The 26,849-nt window shown below is 68.1% G+C and carries 20 protein-coding genes; 11 read left to right on the plus strand and 9 right to left on the minus strand.

The window, feature by feature from the left end; all coding sequences use genetic code 11:
* Positions 1-53: 53 nt before the first annotated feature.
* Positions 54-557, plus strand: coding sequence for a hypothetical protein (locus tag AC3IPP_RS05450; RefSeq protein WP_489150634.1), 504 nt, complete (start codon positions 54-56; stop codon positions 555-557).
* Between the two features lie 18 nt (positions 558-575).
* Here AC3IPP_RS05450 and AC3IPP_RS05455 read toward each other — a convergent pair whose 3' ends face one another.
* The 4 genes from AC3IPP_RS05455 to AC3IPP_RS05470 form a co-directional block, all read right to left on the minus strand.
* Positions 576-2,855 carry a CHASE2 domain-containing protein gene (locus AC3IPP_RS05455; protein WP_489150635.1) on the minus strand — a complete coding sequence of 760 codons (2,280 nt, stop codon included), beginning with the start codon at positions 2,853-2,855 and terminating at the stop codon, positions 576-578.
* A 4-nt stretch (positions 2,856-2,859) separates the two neighbouring features.
* Entirely contained in the window at positions 2,860-4,206 is a 1,347-nt protein-coding gene (locus AC3IPP_RS05460; protein ID WP_489150636.1) for a FecR family protein, read from the minus strand.
* Between the two features lie 20 nt (positions 4,207-4,226).
* A complete protein-coding gene (locus AC3IPP_RS05465) occupies positions 4,227-4,937 on the minus strand; it encodes a response regulator transcription factor (RefSeq protein ID WP_087140226.1) in 711 nt (236 codons plus the stop codon).
* An 83-nt stretch (positions 4,938-5,020) separates the two neighbouring features.
* Positions 5,021-5,929, minus strand: a complete 909-nt coding sequence (locus AC3IPP_RS05470; protein WP_489150637.1) for a LysR family transcriptional regulator — start codon at positions 5,927-5,929, stop codon at positions 5,021-5,023.
* A gap of 104 nt (positions 5,930-6,033) precedes the next feature.
* Here AC3IPP_RS05470 and AC3IPP_RS05475 point away from each other — a divergent pair, with 104 nt between their 5' ends.
* Positions 6,034-7,536: a CoA-acylating methylmalonate-semialdehyde dehydrogenase gene (locus tag AC3IPP_RS05475; protein ID WP_003165585.1), complete on the plus strand. Its 1,503-nt coding sequence runs from the start codon at positions 6,034-6,036 to the stop codon at positions 7,534-7,536.
* Positions 7,537-7,575: 39 nt separating this feature from the next.
* On the opposite strand, the gene AC3IPP_RS05480 is transcribed toward AC3IPP_RS05475, so the two are convergent.
* A complete protein-coding gene (locus tag AC3IPP_RS05480; RefSeq protein WP_489150638.1) occupies positions 7,576-8,988 on the minus strand; it encodes a short-chain fatty acyl-CoA regulator family protein in 1,413 nt (470 codons plus the stop codon).
* Positions 8,989-9,133: 145 nt separating this feature from the next.
* On the opposite strand from AC3IPP_RS05480, the gene AC3IPP_RS05485 reads away from it, so the two are divergent.
* Genes AC3IPP_RS05485 through mce form a run of 5 tightly spaced genes read left to right on the plus strand, consistent with a single transcriptional unit; the run spans position 9,134 to position 16,610 of the window.
* The gene (locus AC3IPP_RS05485; protein ID WP_087140222.1) at positions 9,134-10,669 is read left to right on the plus strand and encodes an acyl-CoA carboxylase subunit beta; all 1,536 of its coding nucleotides are present in this window, start codon (positions 9,134-9,136) and stop codon (positions 10,667-10,669) included.
* Positions 10,670-10,678: 9 nt separating this feature from the next.
* Positions 10,679-12,655 carry an acetyl-CoA carboxylase biotin carboxylase subunit gene (locus AC3IPP_RS05490; protein ID WP_489150639.1) on the plus strand — a complete coding sequence of 659 codons (1,977 nt, stop codon included), beginning with the start codon at positions 10,679-10,681 and terminating at the stop codon, positions 12,653-12,655.
* Positions 12,656-14,035, plus strand: a complete 1,380-nt coding sequence (locus AC3IPP_RS05495) for a methylmalonyl-CoA mutase family protein (RefSeq protein ID WP_489150640.1) — start codon at positions 12,656-12,658, stop codon at positions 14,033-14,035.
* Positions 14,032-16,191 carry a methylmalonyl-CoA mutase gene (scpA, locus tag AC3IPP_RS05500; RefSeq protein ID WP_489150641.1) on the plus strand — a complete coding sequence of 720 codons (2,160 nt, stop codon included), beginning with the start codon at positions 14,032-14,034 and terminating at the stop codon, positions 16,189-16,191. The genes AC3IPP_RS05495 and scpA overlap by 4 nt, the downstream gene beginning before the upstream one ends.
* Positions 16,188-16,610, plus strand: a complete 423-nt coding sequence (mce, locus tag AC3IPP_RS05505; protein ID WP_119411722.1) for a methylmalonyl-CoA epimerase — start codon at positions 16,188-16,190, stop codon at positions 16,608-16,610. Before scpA ends, mce begins: the two co-directional genes overlap by 4 nt.
* Before the next feature lie 40 nt (positions 16,611-16,650).
* On the opposite strand, the gene AC3IPP_RS05510 is transcribed toward mce, so the two are convergent.
* The gene (locus AC3IPP_RS05510) at positions 16,651-19,398 is read right to left on the minus strand and encodes a TonB-dependent receptor (RefSeq protein WP_489150642.1); all 2,748 of its coding nucleotides are present in this window, start codon (positions 19,396-19,398) and stop codon (positions 16,651-16,653) included.
* A gap of 233 nt (positions 19,399-19,631) precedes the next feature.
* A complete protein-coding gene (locus AC3IPP_RS05515; protein WP_489150643.1) occupies positions 19,632-21,770 on the minus strand; it encodes a TonB-dependent receptor domain-containing protein in 2,139 nt (712 codons plus the stop codon).
* 141 nt (positions 21,771-21,911) lie between these two features.
* On the opposite strand from AC3IPP_RS05515, the gene AC3IPP_RS05520 reads away from it, so the two are divergent.
* The 3 genes from AC3IPP_RS05520 (at position 21,912) to tdh (ending at position 25,150) form a co-directional block, all read left to right on the plus strand.
* On the plus strand, positions 21,912-22,790 hold the full coding sequence (locus AC3IPP_RS05520) for a DUF4232 domain-containing protein (RefSeq protein WP_489150644.1): 879 nt from the start codon (positions 21,912-21,914) through the stop codon (positions 22,788-22,790).
* Positions 22,791-22,829: 39 nt separating this feature from the next.
* Positions 22,830-24,035 (plus strand): glycine C-acetyltransferase, encoded by a 1,206-nt coding sequence (locus tag AC3IPP_RS05525; RefSeq protein ID WP_489150645.1) that lies wholly within the window; start codon positions 22,830-22,832, stop codon positions 24,033-24,035.
* Between the two features lie 68 nt (positions 24,036-24,103).
* Positions 24,104-25,150, plus strand: a complete 1,047-nt coding sequence (gene tdh / locus AC3IPP_RS05530) for an L-threonine 3-dehydrogenase (protein WP_087140214.1) — start codon at positions 24,104-24,106, stop codon at positions 25,148-25,150.
* Between the two features lie 7 nt (positions 25,151-25,157).
* Here the strand turns inward: tdh and AC3IPP_RS05535 are convergent, their stop codons facing one another.
* Positions 25,158-25,505: a hypothetical protein gene (locus AC3IPP_RS05535; protein ID WP_489150646.1), complete on the minus strand. Its 348-nt coding sequence runs from the start codon at positions 25,503-25,505 to the stop codon at positions 25,158-25,160.
* A gap of 75 nt (positions 25,506-25,580) precedes the next feature.
* On the opposite strand from AC3IPP_RS05535, the gene rlmJ reads away from it, so the two are divergent.
* On the plus strand, positions 25,581-26,414 hold the full coding sequence (rlmJ, locus tag AC3IPP_RS05540; protein ID WP_489150647.1) for a 23S rRNA (adenine(2030)-N(6))-methyltransferase RlmJ: 834 nt from the start codon (positions 25,581-25,583) through the stop codon (positions 26,412-26,414).
* A 12-nt stretch (positions 26,415-26,426) separates the two neighbouring features.
* On the opposite strand, the gene AC3IPP_RS05545 is transcribed toward rlmJ, so the two are convergent.
* A complete protein-coding gene (locus AC3IPP_RS05545) occupies positions 26,427-26,762 on the minus strand; it encodes an antibiotic biosynthesis monooxygenase family protein (RefSeq protein ID WP_489150648.1) in 336 nt (111 codons plus the stop codon).
* Positions 26,763-26,849 lie beyond the last annotated feature (87 nt).

Genomic DNA, 26,849 nt, shown 5'->3' on the forward strand with positions numbered 1-26,849 from the left:
GGCGGGGCGTCCGTTGTAGACTTGGAGGGCGCGGCGAGGCAGGTATCGCAGCCATGATCTCTCGTCTGGTTCTTCCCCTGGTCAGCGCGACCGTCCTGGCGAGTTGCGCTTCTGCGCCTCGCGTCGAGACGCAGCTGTCCGCCGCCGTGCCCGCGAACGTGACCGCCTATCGCCTGTTGGAGGCCGAGACGCCGAGCGAGGCCGACCGCACGGCGGCTGAGGCGGTGCGTCAGGCGCTGGCCGCGCGCGGCTGGCGCGAGGTGGACGACAAGGCCGCCTGGCGGGTCGAGACGGCCTATGCGGTGCGGCCCCAGAAGACCGGCGTCTTCACCGATGTCGATGCGCGCCAGGGCGAATGGACGGACGCGCCGCGTCTGCCGCAATGGTGGAGCCAGGGCCGCCAATCGCACAGCCTGACCGTGATCCTGACCGGGCCGGGAGATGAGGCGGGAGCCTATCGCGCCTCGGCCGTGGCGATCCTGGGGCGGCGTCAGGCGGAGAGCGCGCCGGGCCTGTTGGCCGAAGCGGCGGTGGCGCAGCTGGAAACGGCGGACTAGAGCAGGCCGCCTGCAGCTTCATTCCCCTTCCATGACCCTGGGCAGGGTCAGGATGAAGGTCGCGCCGGGCGAGCCGGGCTGGTGACGGATGGCGCCGCCGTGGCGTTCGGCGACGGTGCGAACGAAGGCGAGACCCAGACCCGCGCCGCGATGATCGGCGCCGCCGTGACCGAAGGCCTGGAACAGGCGTCGCGCGGCCTCTTCGGACAGACCCGGGCCCTGGTCGTTGACGCTGAGGATGCAGACCGGACGGCCGTCTTCCTCGGCGCCGGTCAGGCTGACCTGGATGACGCCGCCTTCGGGGCCGTATTTCAGCGCATTGTCCAGCAGGTTGGTGGTCAGGCGACGCAGCAGGGCGGGGTCGCCTTGAACCAGGAACTCTTCTTCGCCGTCGGGCGTCAGGATGCGGACGCCCTTCTTCGACGCCTGGGGCCACAGGATGTCGGCGGCGTCCATCGCCACCTGGCCCAGATCCAGCAGCTCCGAGCGATAGGGCTGGCTCTCGGCGCGGGCCAGTTGAACATAGCCTTCAGCCAGGTCCAGCGTCTGGCGGGCGTAGTCGGCGATGCGGCGCTCGACCATGGGATCCAGGCGCGGGGCGGGGCCGTCCAGCAAGGTCAGGATCGACACCTGGGGCGCGCGCATGTCGTGGCTGAGCAGTTGCAGGGCCTCGGCGCGCTGGCGTTCGGCGGCGCGGAAACGGGTCATGTCGGCGAAGCGCACGATGTGGCCGACGGGCTGCCCCTCGGCGTCGGTCAGGACGGATGCGGCGGCTTTCAGGATGCGGCCGTCGGGCGTGGTGATGTCGCCGGGGTCGCCCTCGAGATCAAGGAAGCGGCGCCAGGCCGGTTCGCCCAGCGACTGGAACAGAAGGGGCAGGTCGGCGCCGTCCCTCAGCCGCGCGCCGAACAGGGCCTCGGCCCGGTCGTTGGACAGGATGATGCGGGCGTGAGGGTCGGCTACCACCGTGGCGTCGGGCAGGCTTCGCAGGGCGTCGGAGATGAAGCGTTCCAGATCGCGCACCTGGCGCACGGCGGCGCGCAGGGCGTCCACCTGACGGGCCACGACGTCGCCGCCCTGGGCGCGGCCGATCAGGCGCACGCCGTCGCGTTCGAAGGCGTCGACTTCGCTCTGCATATAGGCCGAGGCGGCGGCCAGACGGCGCCAACTCCACAGCGGATAGGCCAGGGCCAACCCGGCCACGGCGGCCGAAGGCGGAAACCACACGCCGCAAGCCAGGAAGGCGAAAGCGGCGGCGATCAGCGTCACGATGATCAAGCCGGCCCCCAGGGCCATGTTGGCCGCAGGGCGCAGCACCAGGAAGCCGGCGACCAGCAGGCCGAGCGGCAGAAGGGACAGGGCCAGAACCCAGCCGGGCGACAGGCTGCGCGGGCCGCCGCCCTCGATCAGGGTCTGGAGTAGGGCGGCCTGCACCTCGACGCCGGGGCGCAGTTCGCCGTGGGGCGTGGCCGGGGTGGCGTAGCGGTCGCCGAGGCCCGGCGCGGTTGCTCCGACCAGCACCAGCCTGTCCTTCAGGAAGGCGGCGGGCGTCTCGCCGCTGAGCACGTCGGCGAAGGACAGGGTGCGGAATGCGCCGGGCGGGCCGCGATAGATCAGGGCCTCGGGCGCGGCGGCGAACAGGTCGCCGTTGTCGTGCGGTGCGGGCGAGGCGGGGACGACACCCCTGGCGGCGGCCAGGGGCAGGATCAGGTGCGGCCAGGTCTGCTGGCCCGCCTGAAGATAGAGGGGCAGGCGGCGCACGGCGCCGTCGTCATCGACCGTCAGATTGACGTGGCCCAGACCCGCCGCCGCCTCGGTCAGGCCGGGCGCGGGGGCGTCCTCGCGGAAGGCGGCCCCATTTAGGCCGGGCGCGTCCAGCACCACGGGCAGGCGGACCTTGCCGTTGCGCGCCAGGGCGGCGGCCAGGGCGCCGTCTTGCGGGGAAGCTTCGGTGAACAGGACGTCGTAGGCGACAGGCCCCGCGCCCGCCTGAGCCAAGCGGTCGATCAGCCGGGCGTGCAGGTCGCGCGGCCAGGGCCATTGGCCCAGCGCCTCCAGGCTGCGGTCGTCGATGGCGATGATGACGATGTCCTGATCCGCCGGTCCCGCCTCGGCCCGCATCAGGGCGTCATAGACCAGGTGGTCGGCGCCGTCGGCGACGGGCGTCAGCGCCATCCAGCCGACCAGCAGGGCGGACAGCGTCGCCACCAGCCCCCATTCGACCAGGGCGCGACGGCCGGTCAGGCGGGCGCCGAGCCAGCCTCTCCAGCCGCCTTTCGGCCCTGCGGGCGCGGGCACGGCCCTATCGCCCGATACGAAGCTGTTGCGGCTCTGACCAGGCTTCCAGCAGGCGGCCGAAACGATGGCGCGCGCCCTGCACCCGCCAACTGTAGACGCCCGGCGGCAGGTCGCTGAGGGTGAAGGCCTCGTCGGTCAGGCCGGGCTGGTCGATCAGCAGGGGGCCGTCGGCGGTCCCGTCCTCGGCCTCGTGCCACAGCTGGAAGCGGAAAGTCGCCGCGCCGACGCCCTCGGCCTCCCAGCGGAAGCGGTAGAAGCGGCGGCGGTCGCGCTGATCCAGCGCCGAGGCCAGACCGCCGACGCCGTTGCGGGCGCGGATGAAGCTGTAGGTCGTGGCCTTGCCCTCCAGCCCCTCGGGCGACAGGGCGGTCAGGCGCAGGAAGTAGGCGCCTTCCTCCATTTCGCCGAAGACCAGCGGGCCGCCGGGCGCGCTGTCGGCCTCGGCGAAGGCTTCGATCATGCCTGCGTCCTGGGCGACGCGGCCGCGATAGCGTTCGGCGCCGGGCAGGGACTGGATGTCGAAGGCGACCTGGGCCTGGGTCTGCGGCGCGTCGGGGCGAACCAGGGAAGGCGCGGGCAGAAGGGGCAGCAGGCGCACCGCGCCGGCGGCGGCGCTGACGCCCTGATCGGCGGCGGCCAGGGCTTCGGCGTCGCCCGACGCGATGGCGACGGCGCCTTCCAGAACCTCGGTGGTCGAACGGTCGGCGTCATCGTCGAAGGAGACGCGGAAGTCGGTGCCGCGCACGGCCGAGACCGAGACCGGGGTGCGGATGGCGAAGCCGCCGGGACGGCGACGGGGCGTGATGCGCGACTCGGCCCGGCCCGCCTCGACCGTCAGGGCATGATCGACGGCGCCGTTGATGGCGTAGCGGCGCAGGCGGCTGACGCGCACGCGGCTGTTGGAGGGCACGACCACATGGCTGCCGTCCGACAGGGCCAGGCGGACGAAGGCGTTGGCGCCGGTGCTGAGGACGGCGCCTTCGCGCACGGTTTGGCCGGCGGCGGGGGCGGCGGAGCGGCCGTCCTGGTTCAGGCTTGTCGCGCCGCGGAAGCCGGCGATGCGCGCCTCGTCCGGATCGGCGCGCAGCAGATCAACCGGCAGGGCCAGGGTGCGCCCGATGGAGAGTCGGCGCGGGTTGGCGACCCGGTTCTCGCGCTGAACCCGGCGATAGTCGAGCGGCCGGTTCATATAGGCGGTCGCCAGGTCGATCAGGGTGTCGCCGCGGCGGACCACATAATCGAGCGTTTCAGCGGCAGGATCAGGCGCATTGCGAGCTGGAGCCTGCGCCAGGGCCGGCGCTGCGGCCAGGGTCGCCGCGATCGCCAGGGCCGCCGCCCAATCCGTCTTCATTTCGCCACCTGCGCCGTCGTTCAGGCGTCTGGGCCGGGTTCGGCCCCTGCGACGCGCTCGAGACGATAACCGTAACTGTAAATGGGGGTCAGGCGGAAGCCTCGCTCGGGTCGCAACTCCAGCTTGTTGCGGATGCGCGAGATGTGCATGTCCAGCGAGCGGCTGTTCAGGTCCGGCTCATTGCCCCACACCGTCTCCAGAATATAGGTCCGCGACAGCGCCCGGTGCAGGTTGCGGAACAGCAGGAGCGCCAGGGCGTATTCCTTGGCCGTCAGGGCGACAGGCTGGCCGTCGCGGGTCACGGACCCGGCGGACTCGTTGAAGGACAGGCCGTCATAGACCTCGACGCCCGGCGTCGTCGGTTGGGCGTAGGCGCGGCGGATCAGGGCGTTGATCCGCGCGGCCAGCACCGGCTTGGACAGGGGCTTGGGCAGGTAGTCGTCGGCCCCGGCGTCCAGACCGGCGACCACGTCTTCATCCTCAGCGCGGCTGGTGACCAGCAGCATGGGCGGGGCGGGTTTCAGATTGGTGCGCGCCCAGGCCAGCACCTCCAGACCCGAACGGTCCGGCAGGTTCCAGTCGACGATCAGCATGTCGAAGGTGTCTTTGCGCAGGGCGGAGATCAGCGCCTGCCCACGCGAAAACAGAGTGGCGCGATACCCGGCGTCCTGAACGACCTCGGAGACGAACTCCAACTGGACGGGATCGTCATCTAATATCGCGATCTTCATACTTGTCACGCAGCTCCGGGGAGAACGCTGGAGTCATAGCCCCGGTTGCTCAGCTTTAGAGCAATGTAAAATGTAAAATATGGTCACCCCTCGGCGCGTCTTGGCGGGGACGCCGGCGTGGGGGTCAGGCGCAGGGCCTGGTCCCGGCACAGGGCCTTGATCCAGCGGCGAACCGTCTTCAGTCGCGCCGTGCCGTGAACCTCGCGGTGGGTGCTGAGCCAGAAGCGGCGCTCGATCAGCACTTCGTCCGCCAGAACCCGCGTCAATCCCTCAGCCAGGAAGCAGGGCAGGACGCCGATGCCTCCGCCCGCCGCCACCATGTCCCGCTGGGCCCGGATCGAGGAAGAGGCCAGTCGCGGGCGCAGGTGCGGACGGATCTCGTCCAGATAATGTAACTCGGGCGCATAGATCAGGTCGTCGACGTATCCGACCATGTCGAAGCGGTTTAGGTCATCGATGCTCTGAGGGGCGCCGTGGCGTTCCAGATGTTCGGGCGCGGCGTAGAGAGCCAGCTGATAGGTCGTCAGCGGCTCGACGATCAGGCGCGGCCCGGCGGCGGGGCTGAGGGTGATGGCCATGTCCACCTCGCGGCGGCTGGGCGACAGGAAGCCGGAACTGGCCGCCAGTTCGACGTTCAACCCCGGATGCGCGGCCAGCAGACCGGGCAGGGCGGGGGCCAGCACCGCGCCGCCGAAGCCTTCAGAGGCGCTGATCCGCACGGCGCCAGCGATCAGGTCGGGCTGGGTGACGCGCCCGGCGGCCTCCATGGCGCTTTCGGCGTCCAGCGCCCGCTCCAGCAGTTGGGCGCCGGTGGCCGTCAGGTGCAGACCGGCCGCCGAGCGCACCAGCAGGGTCGACTTCAGCGCTGTCTCCAGCCGCGCCACGCGTCGCCCGACGGTGGCCGCGTCCACGCCCAGCCGTTGCGCCGCCGTGGCCAGCGACCCGGCGCGGGCGGCCGCCAGGAACACCCTCAGATCATCCCAGTCGAACATATGCAGATATGCACATCATCACCTGCAAGATTGCAATGGGCCTGACCGGCCCGCTCTGCTAGGGCAGGCTCACGAAGAACCATAATCATCGGGAGAGACGTTCAATGCGCGATATTCGCCACTTCATCGACGGTGCGGCTTTTGATGGGGCGTCGGGCCGCTTCGGCGACGTCTTCAACCCCAATACCGGCGAGGTTCAGGCCCGCGTCCAACTGGCGACGCCGTCGGAACTGGACCGCGCGGTTCAGTCGGCGCAGGCCGCCTTTGAAGGCTGGTCCTCGACCAACCCGCAGCGCCGCGCCCGCGTCATGTTCGAGTTCAAGCGCCTGGTCGAGGCGAACATGAACGAACTGGCCGAGCTGCTGTCCAGCGAGCACGGCAAGGTCATCGCCGACTCCAAGGGCGATATCCAGCGCGGTCTGGAAGTGATCGAGTTCGCCTGCGGCATCCCGCACGCCTCGAAGGGCGAATACACCTATGGCGCCGGTCCGGGCATCGACGTCTATTCCATGCGCCAGCCGCTGGGCGTGGTCGCGGGCATCACCCCGTTCAACTTCCCCGGCATGATCCCGATGTGGATGTTCGGCGTGGCCATCGCCGCGGGCAACACCTTCATCCTGAAGCCGTCCGAGCGCGATCCGTCCCTGCCAGTCCGTCTGGGCGAACTGATGATGGAAGCGGGCGCGCCCAAGGGCGTGCTGAACGTCGTGCACGGCGACAAGGTGGCAGTCGACTCCATCCTTGAACACCCGCTGATCCACGCCGTCAGCTTCGTCGGTTCGTCGGACATCGCCCATTACGTCTTCCAGAAGGGTGCGGCTCACGGCAAGCGCGTCCAGGCCATGGGCGGCGCCAAGAACCACGGCATCGTCCTGCCTGACGCCGACATGGATCAGGTCATCAAGGATCTGACCGGCGCGGCCTACGGCTCGGCCGGCGAACGCTGCATGGCCCTGCCGGTCGTGGTGCCGGTCGGTCAGCGCACCGCCGATGAACTGCGCGAGCGTCTGGTCTCGGAAATCCCGAACCTGCGCGTCGGCGTCTCGACCGACGCCGAGGCCCACTATGGCCCCGTCGTCACCCAGACCCACAAGGACAAGGTTCTGGGCTGGATCAACAAGGGCGTGGAAGAAGGCGCCGAACTGGTCGTCGACGGCCGCGAGTTCAGCCTGCAGGGCCACGAGAAGGGCTTCTTCATCGGCCCGTCGCTGTTCGACCACGTGAAGCCGGAGATGGAATCCTACAAGGAAGAGATCTTCGGCCCGGTGCTGCAGATCATGCGCGCCGCCAGCTTCGAGGAGGCGCTGAGCCTGCCGAGCAAGCACCAGTACGGCAACGGCGTCGCCATCTTCACCCAGAACGGCCGCGCGGCTCGCGACTTCGCCGCCCGCGTCAACGTCGGCATGGTCGGCATCAACGTGCCGATCCCGGTGCCGGTGGCCTATCACTCGTTCGGCGGCTGGAAGCGTTCGGCCTTCGGCGACATCAACCAGCACGGCATGGAAGGCGTCCGCTTCTGGACCAAGACCAAGACCGTGACGGCCCGCTGGCCCGACAGCGATCTGGAGCATGCGGACTCCAGCTTCGTCATCCCGACGATGGGCTGACGCTGATTTTCCCTCTCCCTGCCCTGCGTGGGGAGAGGGTCAGCTCAGCGTATAGGGGATCACCCCCCGCTCATTCTCCGGCACGACCAGCGTCCGGTCGATCGGCGGGAACGCCCGCTGGGTACAGTCCGTCCGCTCGCAGATGCGGCAGTTCACGCCCATGCGCGTCGGCGGGCCGTTCAGGTCCAGCCCGTCGGCATAGACCAGCTGGGCCGCGTGCTCGATCTCGCACCCGAGTCCCAGGGCATAGCGCCGATCCGGCTCCAGAAACGACCCGCCCGGCTTGGACACGCTCTTGGCGAGGCAGACGTAGCGGGCGCCGTCCGGCATTTCCGACAGATTGACCAGAATGCGGTCCGGGGCGCTGAACGCCTCATGCACGTTCCATAGCGGGCAGGCGCCGCCGAAGCGGGCGAACTGGAAACGCGTCGCGCTGTGCCGCTTGGTGATGTTGCCCGCCATGTCCACGCGCGCGAAGTAGAAGGGCACGCCGCGCCAGCCGGGCCTCTGTAGCGTGCTTAACCGATGGCAGGCCTGTTCGAAGCTGACGTGGAAGCGGTTGCGCAGGCGGTCCACGTCGTGCCGCAACTCGCGCGCCGCCTCCAGAAAGGCGCGATAGGGCAGCAGCAACGCCCCCGCCGCATAGTTGGCCAGACCGACCCGGCACACGTCGCGCGCGGCGGGAATGTCGAAGGCGGCGCGGTCCAGTTCGTGCTCGATCAGGTCCTCGAACCGCAGACGCACCAGTTGGTGCGCCATCTGGAAGGCGCGGGTGGCGCCCGGCAGGCTGGCGTCGACATAGAGGATGCGCGCGCCCGGATCGAAACGCCTCATGGCGCCGCGCCCCTGACCCGTGGCGACGCGCACGCCGCACAGGTCGTTGAGGGCGGCCTCAAGCTCGCGCTCAGGGTGGACGCCGTCGCCGAGGTTCAGCCGCGCGGCCAGATCTTCCGCCGCCCGGTCCAGGGCGTCGATGTAGTTGTCGCGATAGTGGAAGAAGTCGCGCACCGCCTCATAAGGCAGGGCGGGGGCGGCGTCGGCGGCGTGTTCATCGCGGCCCAGCGTCTCGTTCAGCGTCTTCAGCCGCTCGTCCAGACGGCGATAGTCCTGGTGCAGGGCCAGGAACTGCCGCGCCAGCCGGGGGGCGTTCATGGCCGCCTGTTTCAGTTCGCCCGCCGTCGGCGCCTCGGCGTGGCCCGCGACGTCGGTGGTCGCCTCGCGCAGGTCGGCGATCAGGCGGGCGTCGCCGTCCAGATCGAACAGGCTGGCGTCCACGTCGAAGGCGCGCGTCAGGGCGATCAGCACCCGCGCCGTGGCCGGGCGCTGGTTCGTCTCGATCTGCGACAGATAGGACGGCGACAGCGCCAGCCGCCCGGCGCACTGCTCCAGCGTCCAGCCGCGCGTCTCGCGCAGCTTGCGGACCTTGGTCCCGAGGTAGAGTTTTTCAGCCATGGTTGTTGGGCATTGCAACTTTGCAAAAACGCCTGTCCGCCTTGGCAGGCTTACGCACTTACGCAGGTTTTGCAAAGTTGCGATTGCCTTTCTGCGATGAAGCGGCTTGTTGGACCCTGAACGAAGTCAGGGAGTCGCTCCAACCATGAGCCAGGCCATCCTCGAGGAACTCGAGCGCCGTCGCGCCGCCGCCAAGCTGGGCGGGGGTGAGAAGCGCATCGCCAGCCAGCACGCCAAGGGCAAACTTACCGCCCGCGAACGCATCGGCGTCCTACTGGACGAAGGCTCCTTCGAAGAGACCGACATGTTCGTGGAGCACCGCAGCCACGACTTCGGCATGGCCGAGCAGCGCATCCCCGGCGACGGCGTCGTCACCGGGCGTGGCACCATCAACGGCCGTCTGGTCTATGTCTTCTCGAAGGACTTCACGGTGTTCGGCGGCTCGCTGTCGGGCGCCCACGCGGCCAAGATCGTCAAGATCCAGAAGATGGCCCTGACGGCGGGCGCGCCGATCATCGGCCTGTTCGATGCAGGCGGCGCCCGTATTCAGGAAGGGGTGGAGAGCCTCGCCGGTTACGCCGACATCTTCCTGCAGAACACCCTGGCCTCGGGCGTCATCCCGCAGATTTCGGTCATCATGGGACCGTGCGCGGGCGGCGACGTCTATTCGCCCGCCATCACCGACTTCATCTTCATGGTGAAGGACACGTCCTACATGTATGTGACCGGCCCCGACGTGGTGAAGACGGTCACCAACGAGGTCGTCAGCCACGAGGATCTGGGCGGCGCCCGCGTCCATGCGGGCAAGTCGGGTGTCGCCGACGGCGCCTTCGAGAACGATCTGGAAGCTCTGTCTGAGGTCCGCCGCCTGATCGGCTTCCTGCCGCTGTCGAACCGCGAGACGCCGCCGGTCCGCGAAACCTATGACGAGCCGGATCGCGACGAGGCCAGCCTCGACACTCTGGTCCCGGCCAATCCGAACCAGCCCTATGACATGAAGGAACTGATCCTGAAGACGGTCGACGAGGCCGACTTCTTCGAGATCGGCGCCGACTTCGCCAAGAACATCATCTGCGGCTTCGGTCGTCTGGACGGCCAGCCGGTCGGCATCGTCGGCAACCAGCCCCAGACGCTGGCGGGCGTGCTGGACATCGACAGCAGCCGCAAGGCCGCGCGTTTTGTGCGCTTCTGTGACGCCTTCCACATCCCGCTGGTGACGTTCGTTGACGTGCCGGGCTTCATGCCGGGCACGAAGCAGGAATACGGCGCCCTGATCAAGCACGGCGCCAAGCTGCTATTCGCCTATGCCGAGGCCACCGTGCCCAAGCTGACGGTCATCACGCGCAAGGCCTATGGCGGCGCCTATGACGTCATGAGCTCCAAGCACCTGCGCGGCGACGTCAACTACGCCTGGCCCACCGCCGAGATCGCGGTCATGGGCGCCAAGGGCGCGGTCGAGATCATCTTCCGCAAGGAGGCCGGCGACCCTGAGGCCCTGGCGGCGCGCGAGGCTGAATACAAGGAACGCTTCGCCAATCCGTTCGTGGCGGCCGGGCTTGGCTACATCGACGACGTCATCATGCCCCACGGCACCCGCCGTCGCCTGATCAAGGCGCTGAAGACGCTGAAGAACAAGACCCAGGAAAATCCCTGGAAGAAGCACGACAACATCCCGCTGTAAGGCCCAGAAATGTTCGATAAAATTCTGATCGCCAACCGCGGCGAAATTGCTGTTCGCGTCATCAAGACCTGCCGTCGCATGGGCATCAAGACGGTGGTGGTTTACTCCGACGCTGACGCTGGGTCGCTGGCCTGCGAGATGGCCGATGAGACGGTGCACATCGGCCCGTCGCCCGCCGCGCAGTCCTATCTGATCCAGGACAAGATCGTGGACGCGGTGAAGCAGACGGGGGCGCAGGCCGTGCACCCGGGCTTCGGCTTCCTGTCGGAAAACGCCAGCTTTGCGCGGCGGCTGAAGGCCGAGGGCATCGCCTTCATCGGGCCGAACCCCGAGGCGATCGACGCCATGGGCGACAAGATCACGTCCAAGAAGTTCGCCGCCGAGGCGGGCGTCTCGACCGTGCCGGGCCACATGGGCCTGATCGAAACGCCGGACGAGGCGGTGAAGATCGCGCGTGAGATCGGCTATCCGGTCATGATCAAGGCCTCGGCCGGGGGCGGGGGCAAGGGCATCCGCGTCGCCCATTCTGACGACGACATGGCCGAGGGCTTCGCCGCCGTGAAGGCCGAGGCGCTGAACGCCTTTGGCGACGACCGCGTCTTCCTTGAGAAGTTCATCGTCGACCCGCGCCACATCGAGATTCAGGTGCTGGGCGACAAGCACGGCAACGTCATCCACCTGTTCGAGCGCGAATGCTCGATCCAGCGCCGCAACCAGAAGGTCGTCGAAGAGGCGCCGTCGCCCCTGCTGGACGAGGCCACCCGCGCCGCCATGGGGGCGCAGGCCGTCGCCCTGGCCAAGGCGGTGAACTATGACTCGGCGGGTACGGTCGAGTTCGTCGCCGGTCAGGACAAGTCGTTCTTCTTCCTGGAGATGAATACCCGTCTGCAGGTCGAGCATCCGGTGACGGAGCTGATCACCGGCGTCGATCTGGTCGAGCAGATGATCCGTTCGGCCTGGGGCGAGCAACTGGAGATCAAGCAGGACGACCTGTCGATCAACGGCTGGGCCATCGAGAGCCGCATCTACGCCGAAGACCCCTATCGCGGCTTCCTGCCGTCGATCGGCCGTCTGGTTCGCTATGAGCAGCCGGAAGAGGGCGATCAGGGCGACTATACGGTCCGCAACGATTCCGGCGTCCGCGAGGGCGACGAGATCAGCATGTTCTACGACCCCATGATCGCCAAGCTGTGCGCCTGGGGCGAGACGCGCGAGGACGCCGTGCGCGGCATGGCCCGCGCGCTGGAGGACACCCATCTGGCGGGTCTGGGCCACAATGTGCCCTTCCTGGCGGCGGTCATGGATCAGGAACGCTTCCAGTCCGGCGAACTGTCGACCAGCTACATCAAGGACGAGTTCCCCGAGGGCTTCCACGGTCTGGCGCCGTCGGCCGAGCAGGTGAAGATCCTGATCGCCTCGGCCGTGGCCATGAACGAGGTCATCGCCGAACAGGACGGCGACCCCACCGAGCGCACCGACTGGACCGTCCTGATCGACAAGACGGCCTATGAGGTCGAGGTCAGCTATGACGAGGCCGAAGACCTGATCGTCGCCATCGACGGCGAAGAGATTTCCCTGTCGGAGATCGACTGGCGTCCGGGTCTGTCGCTGTTCAAGGCGGTGCTGGACGACGACGCCTTCACCGCCGAGGTGAAGCGCGCCGCCGACGGCTTCGACATCCGCCACCGCGCGGCCAAGGCGCGGGTGCGCGTGCTGCGCCCCGACGTGGCGCACCTTTACGCCCTGCTGCCCGAAAAGCAGGCGGCGGACACCTCCAAGCTGGTGTTGTCGCCGATGCCGGGGCTGGTGGTCGACATCCCCGTGGTCGAGGGGCAGGAGGTCAAGTCCGGCGAGACCGTGGCCATCATCGAAGCCATGAAGATGCAGAACATCCTCAAGGCCGAACGCGACGGCAAGGTGAAGGCCGTCAAGGCCAAGGCCGGCGATCCGGTCGCGGCCGACGACGTGCTGGTGGAGTTCGAGTAAATGACCGAGTTCGCCGTCCCGACCCCGCTGGAGTGGCGCGAAGCCGCCGTGAAGGCGCTGAAGGAGCGTCCGCTGGAGAGCCTCATCCATCTGGATGCGGATCATCTGGCGACGAAACCGCTGTATGGGGCGGCGAACGGCGGCGAGCCGGTGTTCGCGCCACGGCCCTCGGATTCCGAAGGCCGGGCGTGGGACGTGCGGGCGCTGAACGAGGGCGAGGACGCTGACGCCCTGAACCGCGCCATCCTGACCGATCTGGAGAATGGGGCGGCCTCCGTTCTGATCGCCGGGCCGGTGGCGGCGGACGCGGGCCGACTGGCGCGCGCGCTGGACGGCGTGGCGCTGGAGCTGGCGCCGGTGGCGCTGGACGCCGGGTTCGAGGGCGTGAGGGCGGCCGAGGCCCTGTCGGCGGTCGCCAAGGGTTCGCCCCGCGCCAAGCTGGCCTTCCACCTCGATCCGATCTCGGCCTATGCCGAGGCGGGCGGGGCGCCGGGCGATTTCGCAGCTGTCATGGCTGAGACGGCCAAGGCGGCGGCGACCCATGCCGCGACCTATCCCGAGGCGACGCTGTTCATGGCGTCGGGTCGTGCAGCGCATGAGGCGGGCGGCTCCATCGCGCAGGAACTGGCCTTCGCCGCGTCGTCGGCGGTGGCCTATGTGAAGGCAGCCGTTGAAGCGGGTCTGTCGGCCGAGGCGGCGCTGAAGGGCGTGGTTCTGGGCGCGGCTGTGGATCAGAGCTATTTCGACTCTTTGGCCAAGATCCGTGCGCTGCGCCTGGTCTGGGCCAGCGTTTCAAAGGCGTTCGGCGCCGAGGTTCCGGCGATCATCGAGGCGCGCTCGTCGCGGCGAATGCTGTCGGCGCGCGATCCGTGGCCGAACATGCTGCGCCTGACCGCCGCCGGGTTCGCCGGGGCCGTGGGCGGGGCCGATGCGGTGGTGCTGGACGGCTTCACCCGCGCGGCGGGCCTGCCGGACGACTTCGCCAAGCGTCAGGCGCGCAACACCCAGTTGATCCTGATGGAGGAATCCAACCTGGGCCGCGTGGACGATCCGGCAAGCGGTTCCTGGTATCTGGACGCCCGCACGCGCGAATTGGCCGAGGCCGCCTGGGCCGAGTTTCAGGTCTATGAGGCTGAAGGCGGCGTGATCGCCTGTCTGGAAGGCGGGGTGATCCAACCTCGCATCGCCCGCGCTCGCGATATGGCCGAAAAAGCCATCAAGGACGGCGCCGCCCAGATCATCGGCGTCACCAAATTCGTCGATCCGGACGTGCGTTCGGCGCCGGTGACGCCCGCGCCCGCAGCACCCGACGTCGCCGGTGCGTTCGAGGCCTTGGCGCCTGTCCGCTTCGCCGCCGCCTTCGAGGAGGCCGCTCAATGAGCTTTCCTGATTTCTCCAAGGTCGCCCTTGATCTGGGCGCGACCGGCGCCGGGCCTGACCGCGCGGCATGGACCACGCCCGAGGGGCTGACGGTCGAGACGGCCTATGGGCCGGAGGCGCTGGACGGGCTGGACTTCATCCACGGACTGCCGGGCTTCGCGCCCTTCGTGCGCGGGCCGTATCCGACCATGTATGCGGGCGCGCCGTGGACGATCCGCCAATATGCGGGCTTCTCGACCGCCGAGGAGTCCAACGCCTTCTATCGCCGCAACCTGGCCGCCGGTCAGAAGGGCCTGTCTGTCGCCTTCGATCTGGCCACCCACCGGGGCTATGACTCGGACCACCCGCGGGTGAAGGGCGACGTCGGCATGGCGGGCGTGGCCATCGACAGCATTCTGGACATGCGGACCCTGTTCGACGGCATTCCGCTGGACCAGATGTCAGTGTCCATGACGATGAACGGGGCGGTGCTGCCGATCCTGGCTCTCTACGTCGTGGCGGGCGAGGAGCAGGGCGTCGACCACGCCAAGCTGACCGGGACCATTCAGAACGACATTCTGAAGGAGTTTATGGTCCGCAACACCTACATCTATCCGCCCGCGCCCTCGATGCGGATCATCGCCGACATCTTCGAGTGGACGGCGAAGGAAACGCCCAAGTTCAACTCCATCTCCATCTCCGGCTATCACATGCAGGAGGCGGGGGCGTCCGCGGACATCGAACTGGCCTACACCCTGTCGGACGGCATCGAATACCTGCGCGCGGGCAAGGCGGCGGGCATGGAGATCGACCGCTTCGCGCCGCGCCTGAGCTTCTTCTGGGCCATCGGCATGAACTACTTCATGGAGGTGGCCAAGATGCGCGCCGGCCGCCTGCTGTGGGCCGAGGCGGTCAAGCGCGAAGGCGGCGTCAATCCGAAGTCGCTGTCCCTGCGGACCCACTGCCAGACCTCGGGCTGGTCGCTGGCGGCGCAGGATGTGTTCAACAACGTGCCGCGCACCATGGTCGAGTGCATGGCGGCGGCGGGCGGCCAGACGCAGAGCCTGCACACCAATGCGCTGGACGAGGCGCTGGCCCTGCCGACCGATTTCTCGGCCCGGATCGCGCGCAACACGCAGATTCTGGCGCAGGCCGAGACGGGCCTGACGCGCGTCATCGATCCCTGGGGCGGCAGCTTCTACGTCGAGCGCCTGACGCAGGAGCTGGCGACAAAGGCTCGTGCCCTGATGGAAGAGGTCGAGGCCTACGGCGGCATGGCCAAGGCCATCGAGGCGGGCATCCCCAAGCTGCGGATCGAAGAGTCCGCCGCCAAGACTCAGGCTCGTATCGACACCGGCCAGCAGACGGTCGTGGGGGTGAACAATTATCTGAACCCCGTGGTCGACGACATTCCGATGTTGAAGGTCGACAACGCCGAGGTGCGCGCCCGCCAGATCGAGAAGCTGCAACGCCTGAAGGCCGAGCGGGACGAGGCGGCGACGCAAGCCGCGCTCGACGCCCTGACCGAGGGCGCGCGCGGCAATGAGAACCTGATGGAGCTGGCGGTGCGGGCCGCCCGCGCCAAGGCCACCGTCGGCGAAATCTCTGACGCGCTGGAGGCCGCCTTCGGCCGCCACATCGCCACGGTGAAGACGGTCTCGGGCGTCTATGCGAAAGAGGCCGGGAACGATCCCAAGATCGCCCGCGCCCGCGAAATGGTCGCGGCCTTCGTCGAGAACGACGGCGGCCCGCCGCGCATCCTGATCGCCAAACTGGGGCAGGACGGCCACGATCGGGGCCAGAAGGTCGTCGCCACCGGCTACGGCGATATCGGCTTCGACGTGACGGCCGGTTCCCTGTTCCAGACGCCCGCCGAGGCGGCCAAGGATGCGGTCGAGAAGAACGCCCACGCGGTCGGCGCCTCGTCGCTGGCGGCGGGGCATCTGACGCTGGTGCCCGAACTGAAGGCCGAACTGGCCAAGCTGGGGCGCGAGGACATCATGATCGTGGTCGGCGGCGTCATCCCGCCGTCGGATGTGCAGCCTCTGCTCGATATGGGTGCGGCGGCAGTCTATCCGCCCGGCTCGGTGATCGCCGAGACGGCTGTGGACCTGATCGAAAAGCTGAATCAGCGCCTGGGCTATGCCCAGCCCACGCCTGTGGAGACCAAGAAGTGATCGGCAATCTGAACCACGTCGGCGTCGCCACGCCCTCCATCGCCGAGTCGATCAAGCTGTATCGCGACGTGCTGGGCGCGACGAAGATCGGCGAGCCGTTCGACCTGCCCGCGCAGGGCGTGAAGGTCTGCTTCATCGACACGCCGACGGCCCAGATCGAACTGATCGAGCCGTTCGACGAGACCAGCCCGATCACCGGCTTTCTGGCCAAGAACCCCAAGGGCGGACAGCACCACGTCTGCTTCGAGGTGGCCGACATCCACGCGGCCATCGCCGAAATGCGCGCCAAGGGCGTGACCATTCTGGGCACGGGCGAGCCCCGCATCGGCGCGCACGGCACGCCGGTGGTGTTCCTGCATCCCAAGGAGATGGGCGGGGTGCTGATCGAACTGATGGAGACGCCGAAGGGCGATCACTAAAAGACAAAGGCCCGGTCGTGAGACCGGGCCTTTTCATTGATCAGTACAGGATCTTCCGCAGGCTGATCCTGAACGTCCGGCCCAGCGGGTCGAGGTAGTCGGGCTGATAGGACAGCGGCGTTTCGCCCAGGCCGTCGCGGACCTTCAAGCGCTGGTCGAAGATGTTCTCGACGCCGACGCTGACGCGGGCGCCCTTCAGCCACGGATAGCGGGAGACCAGGTTCTCGCGCGACGACAGGTCGGCGAACAGGTTCAGGTTCACTGTCGTCAGGTCCGAGAAGCTCAGGTCGTCGTCGGGCGAGGCGCCGCCGTTGATGCGGGTGGATTCCTTCCACGTGGCGTTCAGGAAGCCGCCCATACCGCTCTTGAAGGCGCCCATCTGCAGCTGGACCTCGTTGCGGGACTGGCCGCCGCGTGCGCCGATGGCGGCGCCGTCCAGCAGGTCGAGCACCGGCAGGCCGTCGCGGATCGTGATCTCATCCTGGATGCGATAGGTGTGATACAGCGAGACGTTGAACCGCCCCTGACCCGGCATCATGCCGCCGCCCCGGTTGCGCCCGCCGCCTGACTGCATCCGCATTCCGCCGCCAGGGGGCGGGCCGCCCGCGTTGTGTCCTCCCGGAGGCGGGCCGCCCTCGACACGCATGACGGTCGGCGCGCCGCCGGGCCCGCGCTGGCCGCCGCCGCTGCGTGCATTCATACGCTCCATGGCGACGGGATCGGGCTTGCCGAAGGCAGTCGAGAAGTTCAGGCCCCAGCGGATTTCCTGCTGCTCGGCCTTCTGGAAGTTCAGCGGCCGGGCGTCGATCGACAGCAGGTTGCCGTTCAGATCGCGCGTGAAGCGCTCGGGCAGGGCGGCTTCCAGTTCCGGCGTGATGGTCGGGAAGGAGGCGATGGAGCCTTCCGTCTCGGTCCGGGTGTAGTTGGCCGTGAAGCGCAGATCCTTGTCCTTCAGCGGGGTCAGGTTGACGCCGAACTTCAGGACTCGCTTGGTCTCTTCGGACAGGTTGGGGTTGCCGCCCTCGATGCGGATGATGTTGACCGACTGGCCGGTGGCGAAGTCGTAGACCGGCACGTTCGGGGTCGACAGCGTCGGGTCGTTCAACTGCGACATCGACGGGGCCTTCTGCTCGTCGGCCCAGCTGGCGGTGAAGTTGACCGGCTCCCACGGCGACCAGTTCAGCCCGACCGTATAAGCCGACAGGCCGCCGAAGTCGGACAGGTCTTCATAGGCCAGGTTCAGATTGGCCGACAGGTCGCCCAGCGCGCCAAACACCTCGCGGTCGCGGCTGGCGATCGGCAGGTTGAAGTTGCCCGAGGCGCTGGTCCGGTCGCGCGACAGGGAGCGTTCAGAGAAGACGCTGGCCTGCTGCTCCTCGGAGAAGCGCAGGGTCTCGGAGTCCAGCGACTGGCTGTCGAAGCCGACCTTGAAGGTGGAGGTCAGCGATCCGGCCGGGCCTTCCCAGGCCGTGCCGTTGATGACGCCCTCGACGCTGGTCTTGCTGGAGATGGAGCGCGCCGTGTCGAACGGGTTGGTCGGCAACTGGCCCAGATCGCCGAACGGGTCGATGGTTCCCGCCGTCACGCCCGCCTGCAGGGCGTCGTCGTTGAGGCCCCGGCCGGTGCGAGTCTTGGTCTCGGTGCGGTCGTAGCCGCCGTTCACCGTCCAGCGCCAGTCGCCCAGATAGCCGTCGACCAGGAAGCCCATTTGGCCCGACATGGTGTCCGTCTGCCGTCCCATGGCGCCCGGCGCATCAATATAGCGGTGCAGCAGAACGTCGCCGGCGAAGGGCGAATAGGGGCTGGCCGAGGGCAGGGCCAGGTTGAGGCCCGGCAGGCCCAGGTAGGAGAAGCTAGAGGTGTCCTCCAGTTCGCCGCTGAGCGTCAGCGACATGGTTTGGTTCAGGTCGCGCACCAGGGAGCCGGAGATGGAGCTGTTCTCACGCTTGGGCGCCAAGGTGCGATAGGCGGTCAGGTCGTCAGTGCGCGGCCCGACGCCGAAGTCGGACAGGGCGGCGCCGCCTGCCGCACCCGCCCCGACCGAGGCGGTGCTCACGCTCTGGCCCAGAAGGGCCGACAGGGCTGGGTCGATCTCGCCGCCGCCGGGCGCGGTGACATTGCCCATCAGGTCGTAGGGAACGCCGTCGCGGGTGATGTTGCGTTCGGTTTCGAACAGGGGGGTGTCGCGCTCGTACTCCAGGTCCAGCGTCCAACGCTGCTTGCCCGAGATGCGCAGGATGTTGCTTTCCAGGTCGGTCATGGTGCGGCCGCCCTGGTCGGGACGACGGGCGGTGGCCTGCATGGTGACGGAGCGGAAGTCGGCCTTCAGCACGAAGTTCACGACCCGCTGGTCGGCGCTGTAGCCATAGGAGAGGGCGGTTTCTTCGGGCAGGATCTCGGTGCGCTCGATGGCCTCGGGCGGGATGCCGCGAATCTCGCGGAAGCCCGAAATGCGCCGTCCGTTGACCAGGAAGACAGGCGAGCCGCCGCGCGAGCTGCGCGTCACCGGCTCCAGCAGGGTCATCAGCTCTTCGATGCTGCTGGCGCCGTAGGCCTTGATCTGCTCCTCGTCGAGGGTCAGTTCGGGCTCATAGTCGCCCAGGGCCGCGCCGCGCCGGGCGGTGGTGACGGTCTCCAGCGTGCCCAGGTCATAGGCGCCGTCGTCCAGCTCTTCCTGCGGGACCGGGGTCGCCGTCTGGGCGGGCGTGGATTGAGGCGGAGCGTCGGGCGCCGCCGTGTCGGCAGGGGACAGGGAGGCGAGGGCGAACAGCAAGGCGACTGGCGACATGTCGAGTCCTAAAGGCAACCGGAAAACAGGCACGCTCGCGACCGACGCCCTGTCCCGTCGATCGCATCGACTCGATTAAAGAACGATGTGCGCCGAAAAGGGGCGCGTTCGCTCTCCCGGATTAAACTCCTGTAATACGGGGCTTAGTCCTGTCCGAACCGACAAGACTCCAACGGACGAAGGGGCGGAATCCGTCGGATCCCGCCCCTCGTTTTTTGCAGTGTCGAAGAACCTTAGAAGCGGGCGCGCACGCCCACCGTCAGGTTGCGGCCGCGCAGAGGCGCCGTCTCGGCCAGGAAGGAGGCGTGATTGAACGCCGTCTCGTCCAGCAGATTGGTCCCGCGCAGGAAGATCTGCGAGCGCACCGGCCCCAGGTCGATGTCATAGGCCACGGTGGCGTTGACCATGTCGTAGCCCGGCGTCTCGTGCTCGAAGGCGGCGATGTCGGTCTGCTTGAAGGTGCGGCTGTATTCGACGTCGCCGGACCACGGCCCCTGGAAGGCGGCCAGGCGCACGCCCGCCCGCGCCGCCGGGATGCGGGGCAGGTTCCCGCCGTCGCCCTTCAGCTCGCCCTGGACGTAGTCGCCGAACACCGTGCCCGACAGCCACGGGGTGAACTGTTGCGTCAGCTCGCCCTCGATGCCGGTGAAGGTCGCGTCGGCCTGGCTGTAGCGGATCAGGCGGAAGTCCTCGAACTGGTCCAGCGTCCGGGCGAAGATGTAGTCGTCATAGATGTAGTGGTAGGCGCTGACCGAGCCGGTCAGGGCGCCTTCGGTCTTGCGCAGGGTCAGCTCGATGGAGTTGGCCGTCTCGATGTCCAGGTTGGTGTCGCCGATCTCATAGGTGTTGGTCGCCAGGTGAACGCCGTCGGCGTACAGTTCCTGGGCCGAGGGGGCGCGCTGCGAACGCGACAGCGACAGGGCGCCGGACCAGCCGGGGGTGAAGTGCCACACCGCCGCGCCCGAGATGGAGAAGGGCTTGTGCTCGGTATCCGGCAGACCGATGGCCGAGGTTTCCTGCCATTCTTGACGCAGGGCGCCTTCCAGGTGCCACAGGCCGATCTCGTACTCCTCCATCACGAACAGGCCTGTGTTCTTGGTCGTGCTGGGGGCCAGGAAGCTCTCCTCGCCGATGGCGGCGAAGTCGCTCTTGCTCAGTTGCAGGCCGACCACGCCGCGGAAGCCGGCGATCTCGCGGTGCTGGGCCTCGATGCGGCCGTCGTAGCCCTTGTTGGTGAAGGTGGTCGATACGACGCCTTCTTCCAGTTCGCTGTGTTCATAGTCGGTGTAGCCGGCGCGCAGACGCACGTTCTCGATGCCCGGCAGCGGGTCGCGAAGTTCGCCGCGCAGGTCGACGCGGCGACTCTTCAGGCGGACCTCGGGGGCGGCGTGGTCGTGCTCGCCCTCATGTTCGTGCCCGTGATCGTCGTCGCCATGATCATGATCGTCGTGACCATGGTCGTGCCCGCCGCCGCAGTGCAGGTGGTCGCCGTGGGGGTGGCAGCCCTCATATTCGTGGCTGTGGCCGGCCAGGCCGTAGCGGCTGGTCTGTTCGGTATAGGCCGCGCCCAGATAGCCGCGTGACCCGATCCAGGAGGCGCCGAGCGTCGCGGTCGAGGTCTCGTTGTAGGAGCCGTCCAGGCGCGGTTCGTCCCAGCCGGGAACCTTGTAGTCGTCCGACTTGCGCGCCGCCGCCTCGACGCGGAAGGCGAAGTTACCGGCGCCGACCGTCAGGCCGACCACGCCCGCTTCCTCGTCATCGACCGAGCCGCGACGGTATTCGGCCACGCCCTCGCCGCCGTTGGCCGGGACGCGGGTCGGGATCTTCTTGTCCAGCAGATTGACCGCACCGCCGATGGCGCCGCCGCCGTAGAGCAGTGCCGCCGGGCCGCGCAGGATTTCAACGCCTTCCAGCAGCAGAGGTTCGCCGCTGACCGCGTGGTCGGGCGAGACTTCGGAGGCGTCCATCAGGCCCGCGCCCTCGCTCAGCACCTTGACGCGGGGCGAGGTCTGGCCGCGCACCACCGGGCGGCTGGCGCCGCCGCCGAAGGTGTCGGAGTTGACGCCGGGAATGCTGTTCAGGGTGTCGCCCAGGGTCGACTGGCGCCGGTGGACCAGATCGTCGCCGCTGAGCAGGGCGACGTGAGAGCCGACGTCGTCGCCCGCGCGGCCCAGGGGCAGGGCGCGCACCACGACTTCATCCACCTCATAGGCGTCGGCGGCGCGAGGGGCGTGATCATGCGGGTCGCCCTGTGACTGACGCTGCACGACGTCTTCGGCGAAGACTTCTTCCGCAGAGGCTGGCGCAGCGACGCCCAGGCTGGTCAGCGCCGCCGCCCCCGCGGCGGTCAGCAGGAAGGTCCGAAATCGCATGTCACGCATCCCCGTTACAATGGTGGAGAGTTTGATATGTTATAGTATATCGTTACGCAACCGCCCCTGACGATTTCGCCCAAGCGGAGCCTTCACAAGCCCTCGACGTTGCAGCAGGGTCGCAGCATCAAGGGGGCCGCCATGACCAGATCCGCCACGTTCCAGTCCATCGCCATGACCGCTGCGTTCGGGTTGCTGGCCGCCGGGTGTTCTCAGGAAAAGCCAGCTGAGCCGACCTCGCCGATCGAGGCTCCAGCGGCTCAGAGCGCCGCCGCCGTCGGCTATGCCTGCGAAAGCGGCAAGACGATCGCCGTCGCCTATCCCGACGCCCAGACCGCTCGCGTGTCCTATGAAGGCAAGGACTACGTCCTGACCAACGTCGTCTCGGCCAGCGGCGCCCGCTATGCGGGGCAAGGGCTGGAATGGCACACGGCCAGCCGGGGCGAGCTGGAGAGCGGCGCGCTCAGCCGCGCTGGCCAGGGGGATCAGGCGGGCGGCGTCATCATCGAGCGTTGCAGCCGCCCGGTCGCCGCCGTGGCGCCGCCGCCGTCGGGCGCGCCGTGCGCTGCTGAAAACCTCCGCCTGACGGTGGAGGGCGGCGATGCGGGCATGGGTCATCGTCTCACCACCCTGGCGCTGCGCAATACCGGCCCCGACGCCTGTACCGTGACCGGCTATCCGTCCGTCAGCCTGCTGGACGGCGAGGGCAAGCTGCTGACCGGCGTGCGCGCGGTTCAGGCGCCGGGGAGCTACCTCGCTCAGGGCCGTGCTGCGGCGCCGGTCGAAATCCGCCCGCAGCAGGCCGCCTGGTTCGATCTGGCCTGGTCCGTCGTGCCGCATGAGGACAAGGGCGAGGCGACCTGCCCCTCGGCCAAGACGGTGCGCGTCACGGCGCCGGGCGCGGCGACGGCGATCGCCCTGCCGCTGGCCTTTACCCCCTGCGGCGGGCAGGTTGAGGTCAGTCCCCTGCGGTCCGTCGCCGACGCCTCGTCTCAGCCTGCTTCGGCGCCCGCAAACTAGGGGTTCAAACCTGCCCGAATTCAGCGTAGCGGAGCAAACATGACCCAAGATACGAACCTGGCCTTTTACGACCGCGTCTCCGCCGAACTGGCCGACATTCACGCCCAGGGGCTGACCAAGCCCGAGCGCGTCATCGCCTCGCGTCAGGGACCGGTGATCTCCGTCAACGGCCGCGACGTGCTGAACTTCTGCGCCAACAACTATCTGGGCCTGGCGGGCGACGAGCGCGTCGCGCAGGCCGGGATCAAGGCGCAGGAGAAGTGGGGCGCGGGCTCGGCCTCGGTGCGCTTCATCTGCGGCACGCTTGAAATCCACAAGGAGCTGGAGCGCGCCATCGCCGACTATCTCGGCTTTGAGGACGCCATCCTGTTCGCCGCCGCCTTTGACGCCAACGGCGGCATCTTCGAGCCGCTGTTCGGGGCCGAGGACGCCATCGTCTCGGATAGCCTGAACCACGCTTCCATCATCGACGGGGTGCGCCTGTCGAAGGCGCAACGCTATCGCTTCGCCAACTCGGACATGGCCGATCTGGAGGCCAAGCTGAAGGAGGCGCGCGCCGCCGGCGCCCGCAACATCATCATCGCCACCGACGGCGCCTTCTCGATGGACGGCTACATCGGCAAGATCGACCAGATCCGCGCCCTGGCCGACCAGTATCAGGCCCTGATCATGGTCGACGACTGCCACGCGACCGGCTTCCTGGGTGACAAGGGCAAGGGCTCGTTTGCGCACTGCGGGGTCGAGGTCGACTTCGTCACCGGCACCTTCGGCAAGGCGCTGGGCGGCGCCATGGGCGGCTTCATCTGCGCCCGGTCGAACGTGGTGGAGCTGCTGAAGCAGCGCGCGCGGCCCTATCTGTTCTCCAACGCCCTGGCGCCCGCCGTCTGCGGCTCGTCTCTGGAGGCCATCCGCATCGCCGCAGGGGATGAGGGCGACAAGCTGCGCGCCCAACTTTTCGCCAACGCCGCGCGCTTCCGTTCGGCCATGGCCGAGGCGGGCTTCGGCCTTCTGCCGGGCGAGCACCCGATCATCCCGGTCATGCTGGGCGACGCCAAGCTGGCGCAGGACATGGCGGCGCGCCTGCTGGAGCTGGGCGTCTATGTCATCGGCTTCAGCTTCCCGGTGGTGCCGCGCGGCCAGGCCCGCATCCGCACCCAGATGTCGGCGGCCCATACCTTTGAACAGATCGACGCCGCCGTCGCCGCCTTCACCCAGGCGGGCAAGGAACTGGGCGTCATCAAATAGGCGTTCGCCTGTATCGTCATGGCCGGCGACCGGCCGTGCCGGAATTAGAAAGCGTTTGAGGAAACGACATGGCTGACATGATGAAGGCCCTGGCCAAGACGAAACCGGCCGAAGGGCTGGAGCTGATCGACGCCCCCATTCCCGTCGCGGGCGACGAGGATGTGCTGATTAAGGTGCATCGCACCGCCGTCTGCGGCACCGACATCCATATCTGGAACTGGGATGAGTGGTCCCAGAAGAACGTGCCTGTGCCGATGATCACCGGCCACGAGTTCGCCGGCGAGATCGTCGCCATCGGCAAGGACGTGGATCGCCGCCTGAAGATCGGCCAGCGCGTCTCGGCCGAGGGTCACGTCATCGACCTGAACTCCGAAGCGGCCCGCGCCGGTCACTTCCACCTGGACCCCGACACGCGCGGCATCGGCGTGAACCGTCAGGGCGCCTTCGCCGAATATGTGGTGGCCCCGGCCTTCAACGTCATCGAGCTGCCGGACGACGTGCCCTATGAGATCGGTTCGATCCTGGACCCGTTCGGTAACGCCGTGCACACGGCGCAGCAGTTCGACCTGCTGGGCGAGGACGTGCTGGTCACGGGCGCCGGTCCCATCGGCATGATGGCCGCCGCCGTGGCGCGTCACGCGGGCGCGCGCACCGTGGTTCTGACCGATATCAACGACTTCCGCCTGGAACTTGCGCAGAAGGTTGCGCCGGGCGTGCGCACGGTGAACACCACCAAGGAAGACCTGCGCGACGTCATGCACGAGCTGGGCCTGAAGGTCGGCTTCGATGTGGCGCTGGAGATGTCGGGTTCGCCTGTCGCCTTCAAGCAGTGCGTCGACACCCTGATCATGGGCGGCGGCATGGCCCTGCTGGGCATTCCGTCCAAGCCGATGGAGACGGACTGGGGCGCGATCATCCTGAAGGCGCTGACCATCAAGGGCGTCTATGGGCGCGAGATGTTCACCACCTGGCGCAAGATGCTGGGCCTGCTGAAGGCCGGTCTGGACCTGACGCCGCTGATCACCCACCAGATGTCCTATCAGGATTTCGAGGCGGGCTTCGAGGCCATGAAGTCCGGCAAGTCGGGCAAGGTCGTCCTGAACTGGGCCGACTGATCGGGCGCTAAATCCCGACGTCGCGAAGGCGGGCGCGCAGGCTGTTGATCCAGTCGCGCGCCTCGTCCCCGCCCCACAGGCGCCAGGCGATATAGCCCGCCGACGGCTTGATGGGGTCGGCCCAATAGCGGCCGTGCTTGTCCACCGCGTGACGGGCGAAATAGCTGTACATCGACTTGATATCCCGATCGCTGAGCGGCGTGCCCGCCATCAGCTGTTCGGCGCGCCTGACCCCGACCTCGGTGCCGCCGCGTCCGTGCTGTTCGCGCAGGGCCAGGCCGTCCTCGGCCGTCTCGGCGATGGCGGCGGAGGGGGTGCGGTCCTCGTCGGAGAGGATGGGGTGGTCGATCAGCATGGCGTATCCTGAGGCCGGGGCGTCGCCCCTTCTTATACGACTTGACCTGATGACGGGGGCGAGGGACGAGCGGCCATGAATTATCGTCACAGCTTTCATGCCGGAAATTTCGCTGATCTGGTCAAGCACGCCCTTGTGCTGTGGCTGTTGAAGGAGCGGCAGGCGCGAAGCGGCGCCTTGGGACCCGTCGCGGTTCTGGACACTCACGCCGGGGCGGGTCTGTATGATCTGTCGGGCGATGGGGTCCGCTCGCGCGAGGCCGAGGCCGGGGTGGCGCGGCTTATGACCGCCGAGGCGCGGCCGCCGCTGATCGAGACGCTGGCGGTCGAGGTCGCGGCGTTGAACCCGCAGGGCGGGGTGCGCTTCTATCCCGGTTCGCCGGTGCTGACGGCGCGGGCCTTGCGGGCTGAAGATTCCTATCGCGGCTTCGAGTTGAACCCGCCGGTCGAGGCGCTGTTGCGCGAGGCGCTGGCGCACTGGCCCAACGCCACGGGCCAGGCGGGCGACGGCTATGAAGGGGCGGTGCGCGCGGCGCGGGGGCTGAAGGCGCCGCTGGTGCTGATCGACCCGCCGTTCGAGCGGCCCGACGACTATGTCCGCTCGGCCGAGACGGCGGCGGCGGTGTTGCGCGCTGATCCGACGGCCTGCGTGGCGATCTGGACGCCGCTGAAGGATCTGGAGACCTTCGACGGCTTCATCCGACGGCTGGAGCAGGCGGGGCTGTCGCGGGTGCTAGTGGCCGAGGCGCGGCTGCGCCCGTTGAACAATCCGATGAAGATGAACGGTTGCGCCATGACGGTGGTCAACGCCCCGTCGGGCGCCGAGGCGGCGGCGGCTGAAATCTGCGGCTGGACGGTTCAGGCGCTGGGCGACGCGGGCGGTCGAGCCGAGGTCTGGCGCGCGGGCTAGGGCAAAAACGCCTTAGGGCTGGATGATCTCGCCCGGCTCGTAAAGGTGGGGCTCAAACGTCGCGATGGCCAGGATCGGCCCCATGGCTGCGACGACCTGCGGATGGCGGGTCATGGCCTTCCAGGCGTCAGCGTCGGCCCAGACGGCGTGGTTGGCGGCGACGCGACCGTTCAATCCGCGATGCAGGGTGGCTGAGACGAAGCCGGGCAGGGTGGTCTGAACACGCACCAGATCCGCCAGACGCTCCATCAGTTCGTCCTGATGGGGCGCATTGCACTTGAAGACATTGATCAGGACGACCAGGTCCTCAAGCGGCGCATCGGCCTGGGCGTCGGCGGAGGAAGGCATGGGCGGTTCGTCTCATTGCGTTGTTCCTTCTTCTACCGCAATCCAGTGGCTGAGGCTTCCTTCACTCCTGTCGATCAAGTGGATTTC

It is taken from the genome of Brevundimonas sp. KH_060 (genome assembly GCF_057838275.1).

Bases quoted from the DNA above. Each gene is read 5' to 3' on its own strand.
- AC3IPP_RS05450 (WP_489150634.1), top strand. From the start codon at position 54: ATGATCTCTCGTCTGGTTCTTCCCCTGGTCAGCGCGACCGTCCTGGCG.
- AC3IPP_RS05460 (WP_489150636.1), bottom strand. From the start codon at position 4,206: ATGAAGACGGATTGGGCGGCGGCCCTGGCGATCGCGGCGACCCTGGCC.
- AC3IPP_RS05465 (WP_087140226.1), bottom strand. From the start codon at position 4,937: ATGAAGATCGCGATATTAGATGACGATCCCGTCCAGTTGGAGTTCGTC.
- AC3IPP_RS05470 (WP_489150637.1), bottom strand. From the start codon at position 5,929: ATGTTCGACTGGGATGATCTGAGGGTGTTCCTGGCGGCCGCCCGCGCC.
- AC3IPP_RS05475 (WP_003165585.1), top strand. From the start codon at position 6,034: ATGCGCGATATTCGCCACTTCATCGACGGTGCGGCTTTTGATGGGGCG.
- AC3IPP_RS05480 (WP_489150638.1), bottom strand. From the start codon at position 8,988: ATGGCTGAAAAACTCTACCTCGGGACCAAGGTCCGCAAGCTGCGCGAG.
- AC3IPP_RS05485 (WP_087140222.1), top strand. From the start codon at position 9,134: ATGAGCCAGGCCATCCTCGAGGAACTCGAGCGCCGTCGCGCCGCCGCC.
- AC3IPP_RS05490 (WP_489150639.1), top strand. From the start codon at position 10,679: ATGTTCGATAAAATTCTGATCGCCAACCGCGGCGAAATTGCTGTTCGC.
- AC3IPP_RS05495 (WP_489150640.1), top strand. From the start codon at position 12,656: ATGACCGAGTTCGCCGTCCCGACCCCGCTGGAGTGGCGCGAAGCCGCC.
- scpA (WP_489150641.1), top strand. From the start codon at position 14,032: ATGAGCTTTCCTGATTTCTCCAAGGTCGCCCTTGATCTGGGCGCGACC.
- AC3IPP_RS05510 (WP_489150642.1), bottom strand. From the start codon at position 19,398: ATGTCGCCAGTCGCCTTGCTGTTCGCCCTCGCCTCCCTGTCCCCTGCC.
- AC3IPP_RS05515 (WP_489150643.1), bottom strand. From the start codon at position 21,770: ATGCGATTTCGGACCTTCCTGCTGACCGCCGCGGGGGCGGCGGCGCTG.
- AC3IPP_RS05520 (WP_489150644.1), top strand. From the start codon at position 21,912: ATGACCAGATCCGCCACGTTCCAGTCCATCGCCATGACCGCTGCGTTC.
- AC3IPP_RS05525 (WP_489150645.1), top strand. From the start codon at position 22,830: ATGACCCAAGATACGAACCTGGCCTTTTACGACCGCGTCTCCGCCGAA.
- tdh (WP_087140214.1), top strand. From the start codon at position 24,104: ATGGCTGACATGATGAAGGCCCTGGCCAAGACGAAACCGGCCGAAGGG.
- AC3IPP_RS05535 (WP_489150646.1), bottom strand. From the start codon at position 25,505: ATGCTGATCGACCACCCCATCCTCTCCGACGAGGACCGCACCCCCTCC.
- rlmJ (WP_489150647.1), top strand. From the start codon at position 25,581: ATGAATTATCGTCACAGCTTTCATGCCGGAAATTTCGCTGATCTGGTC.
- AC3IPP_RS05545 (WP_489150648.1), bottom strand. From the start codon at position 26,762: ATGCCTTCCTCCGCCGACGCCCAGGCCGATGCGCCGCTTGAGGACCTG.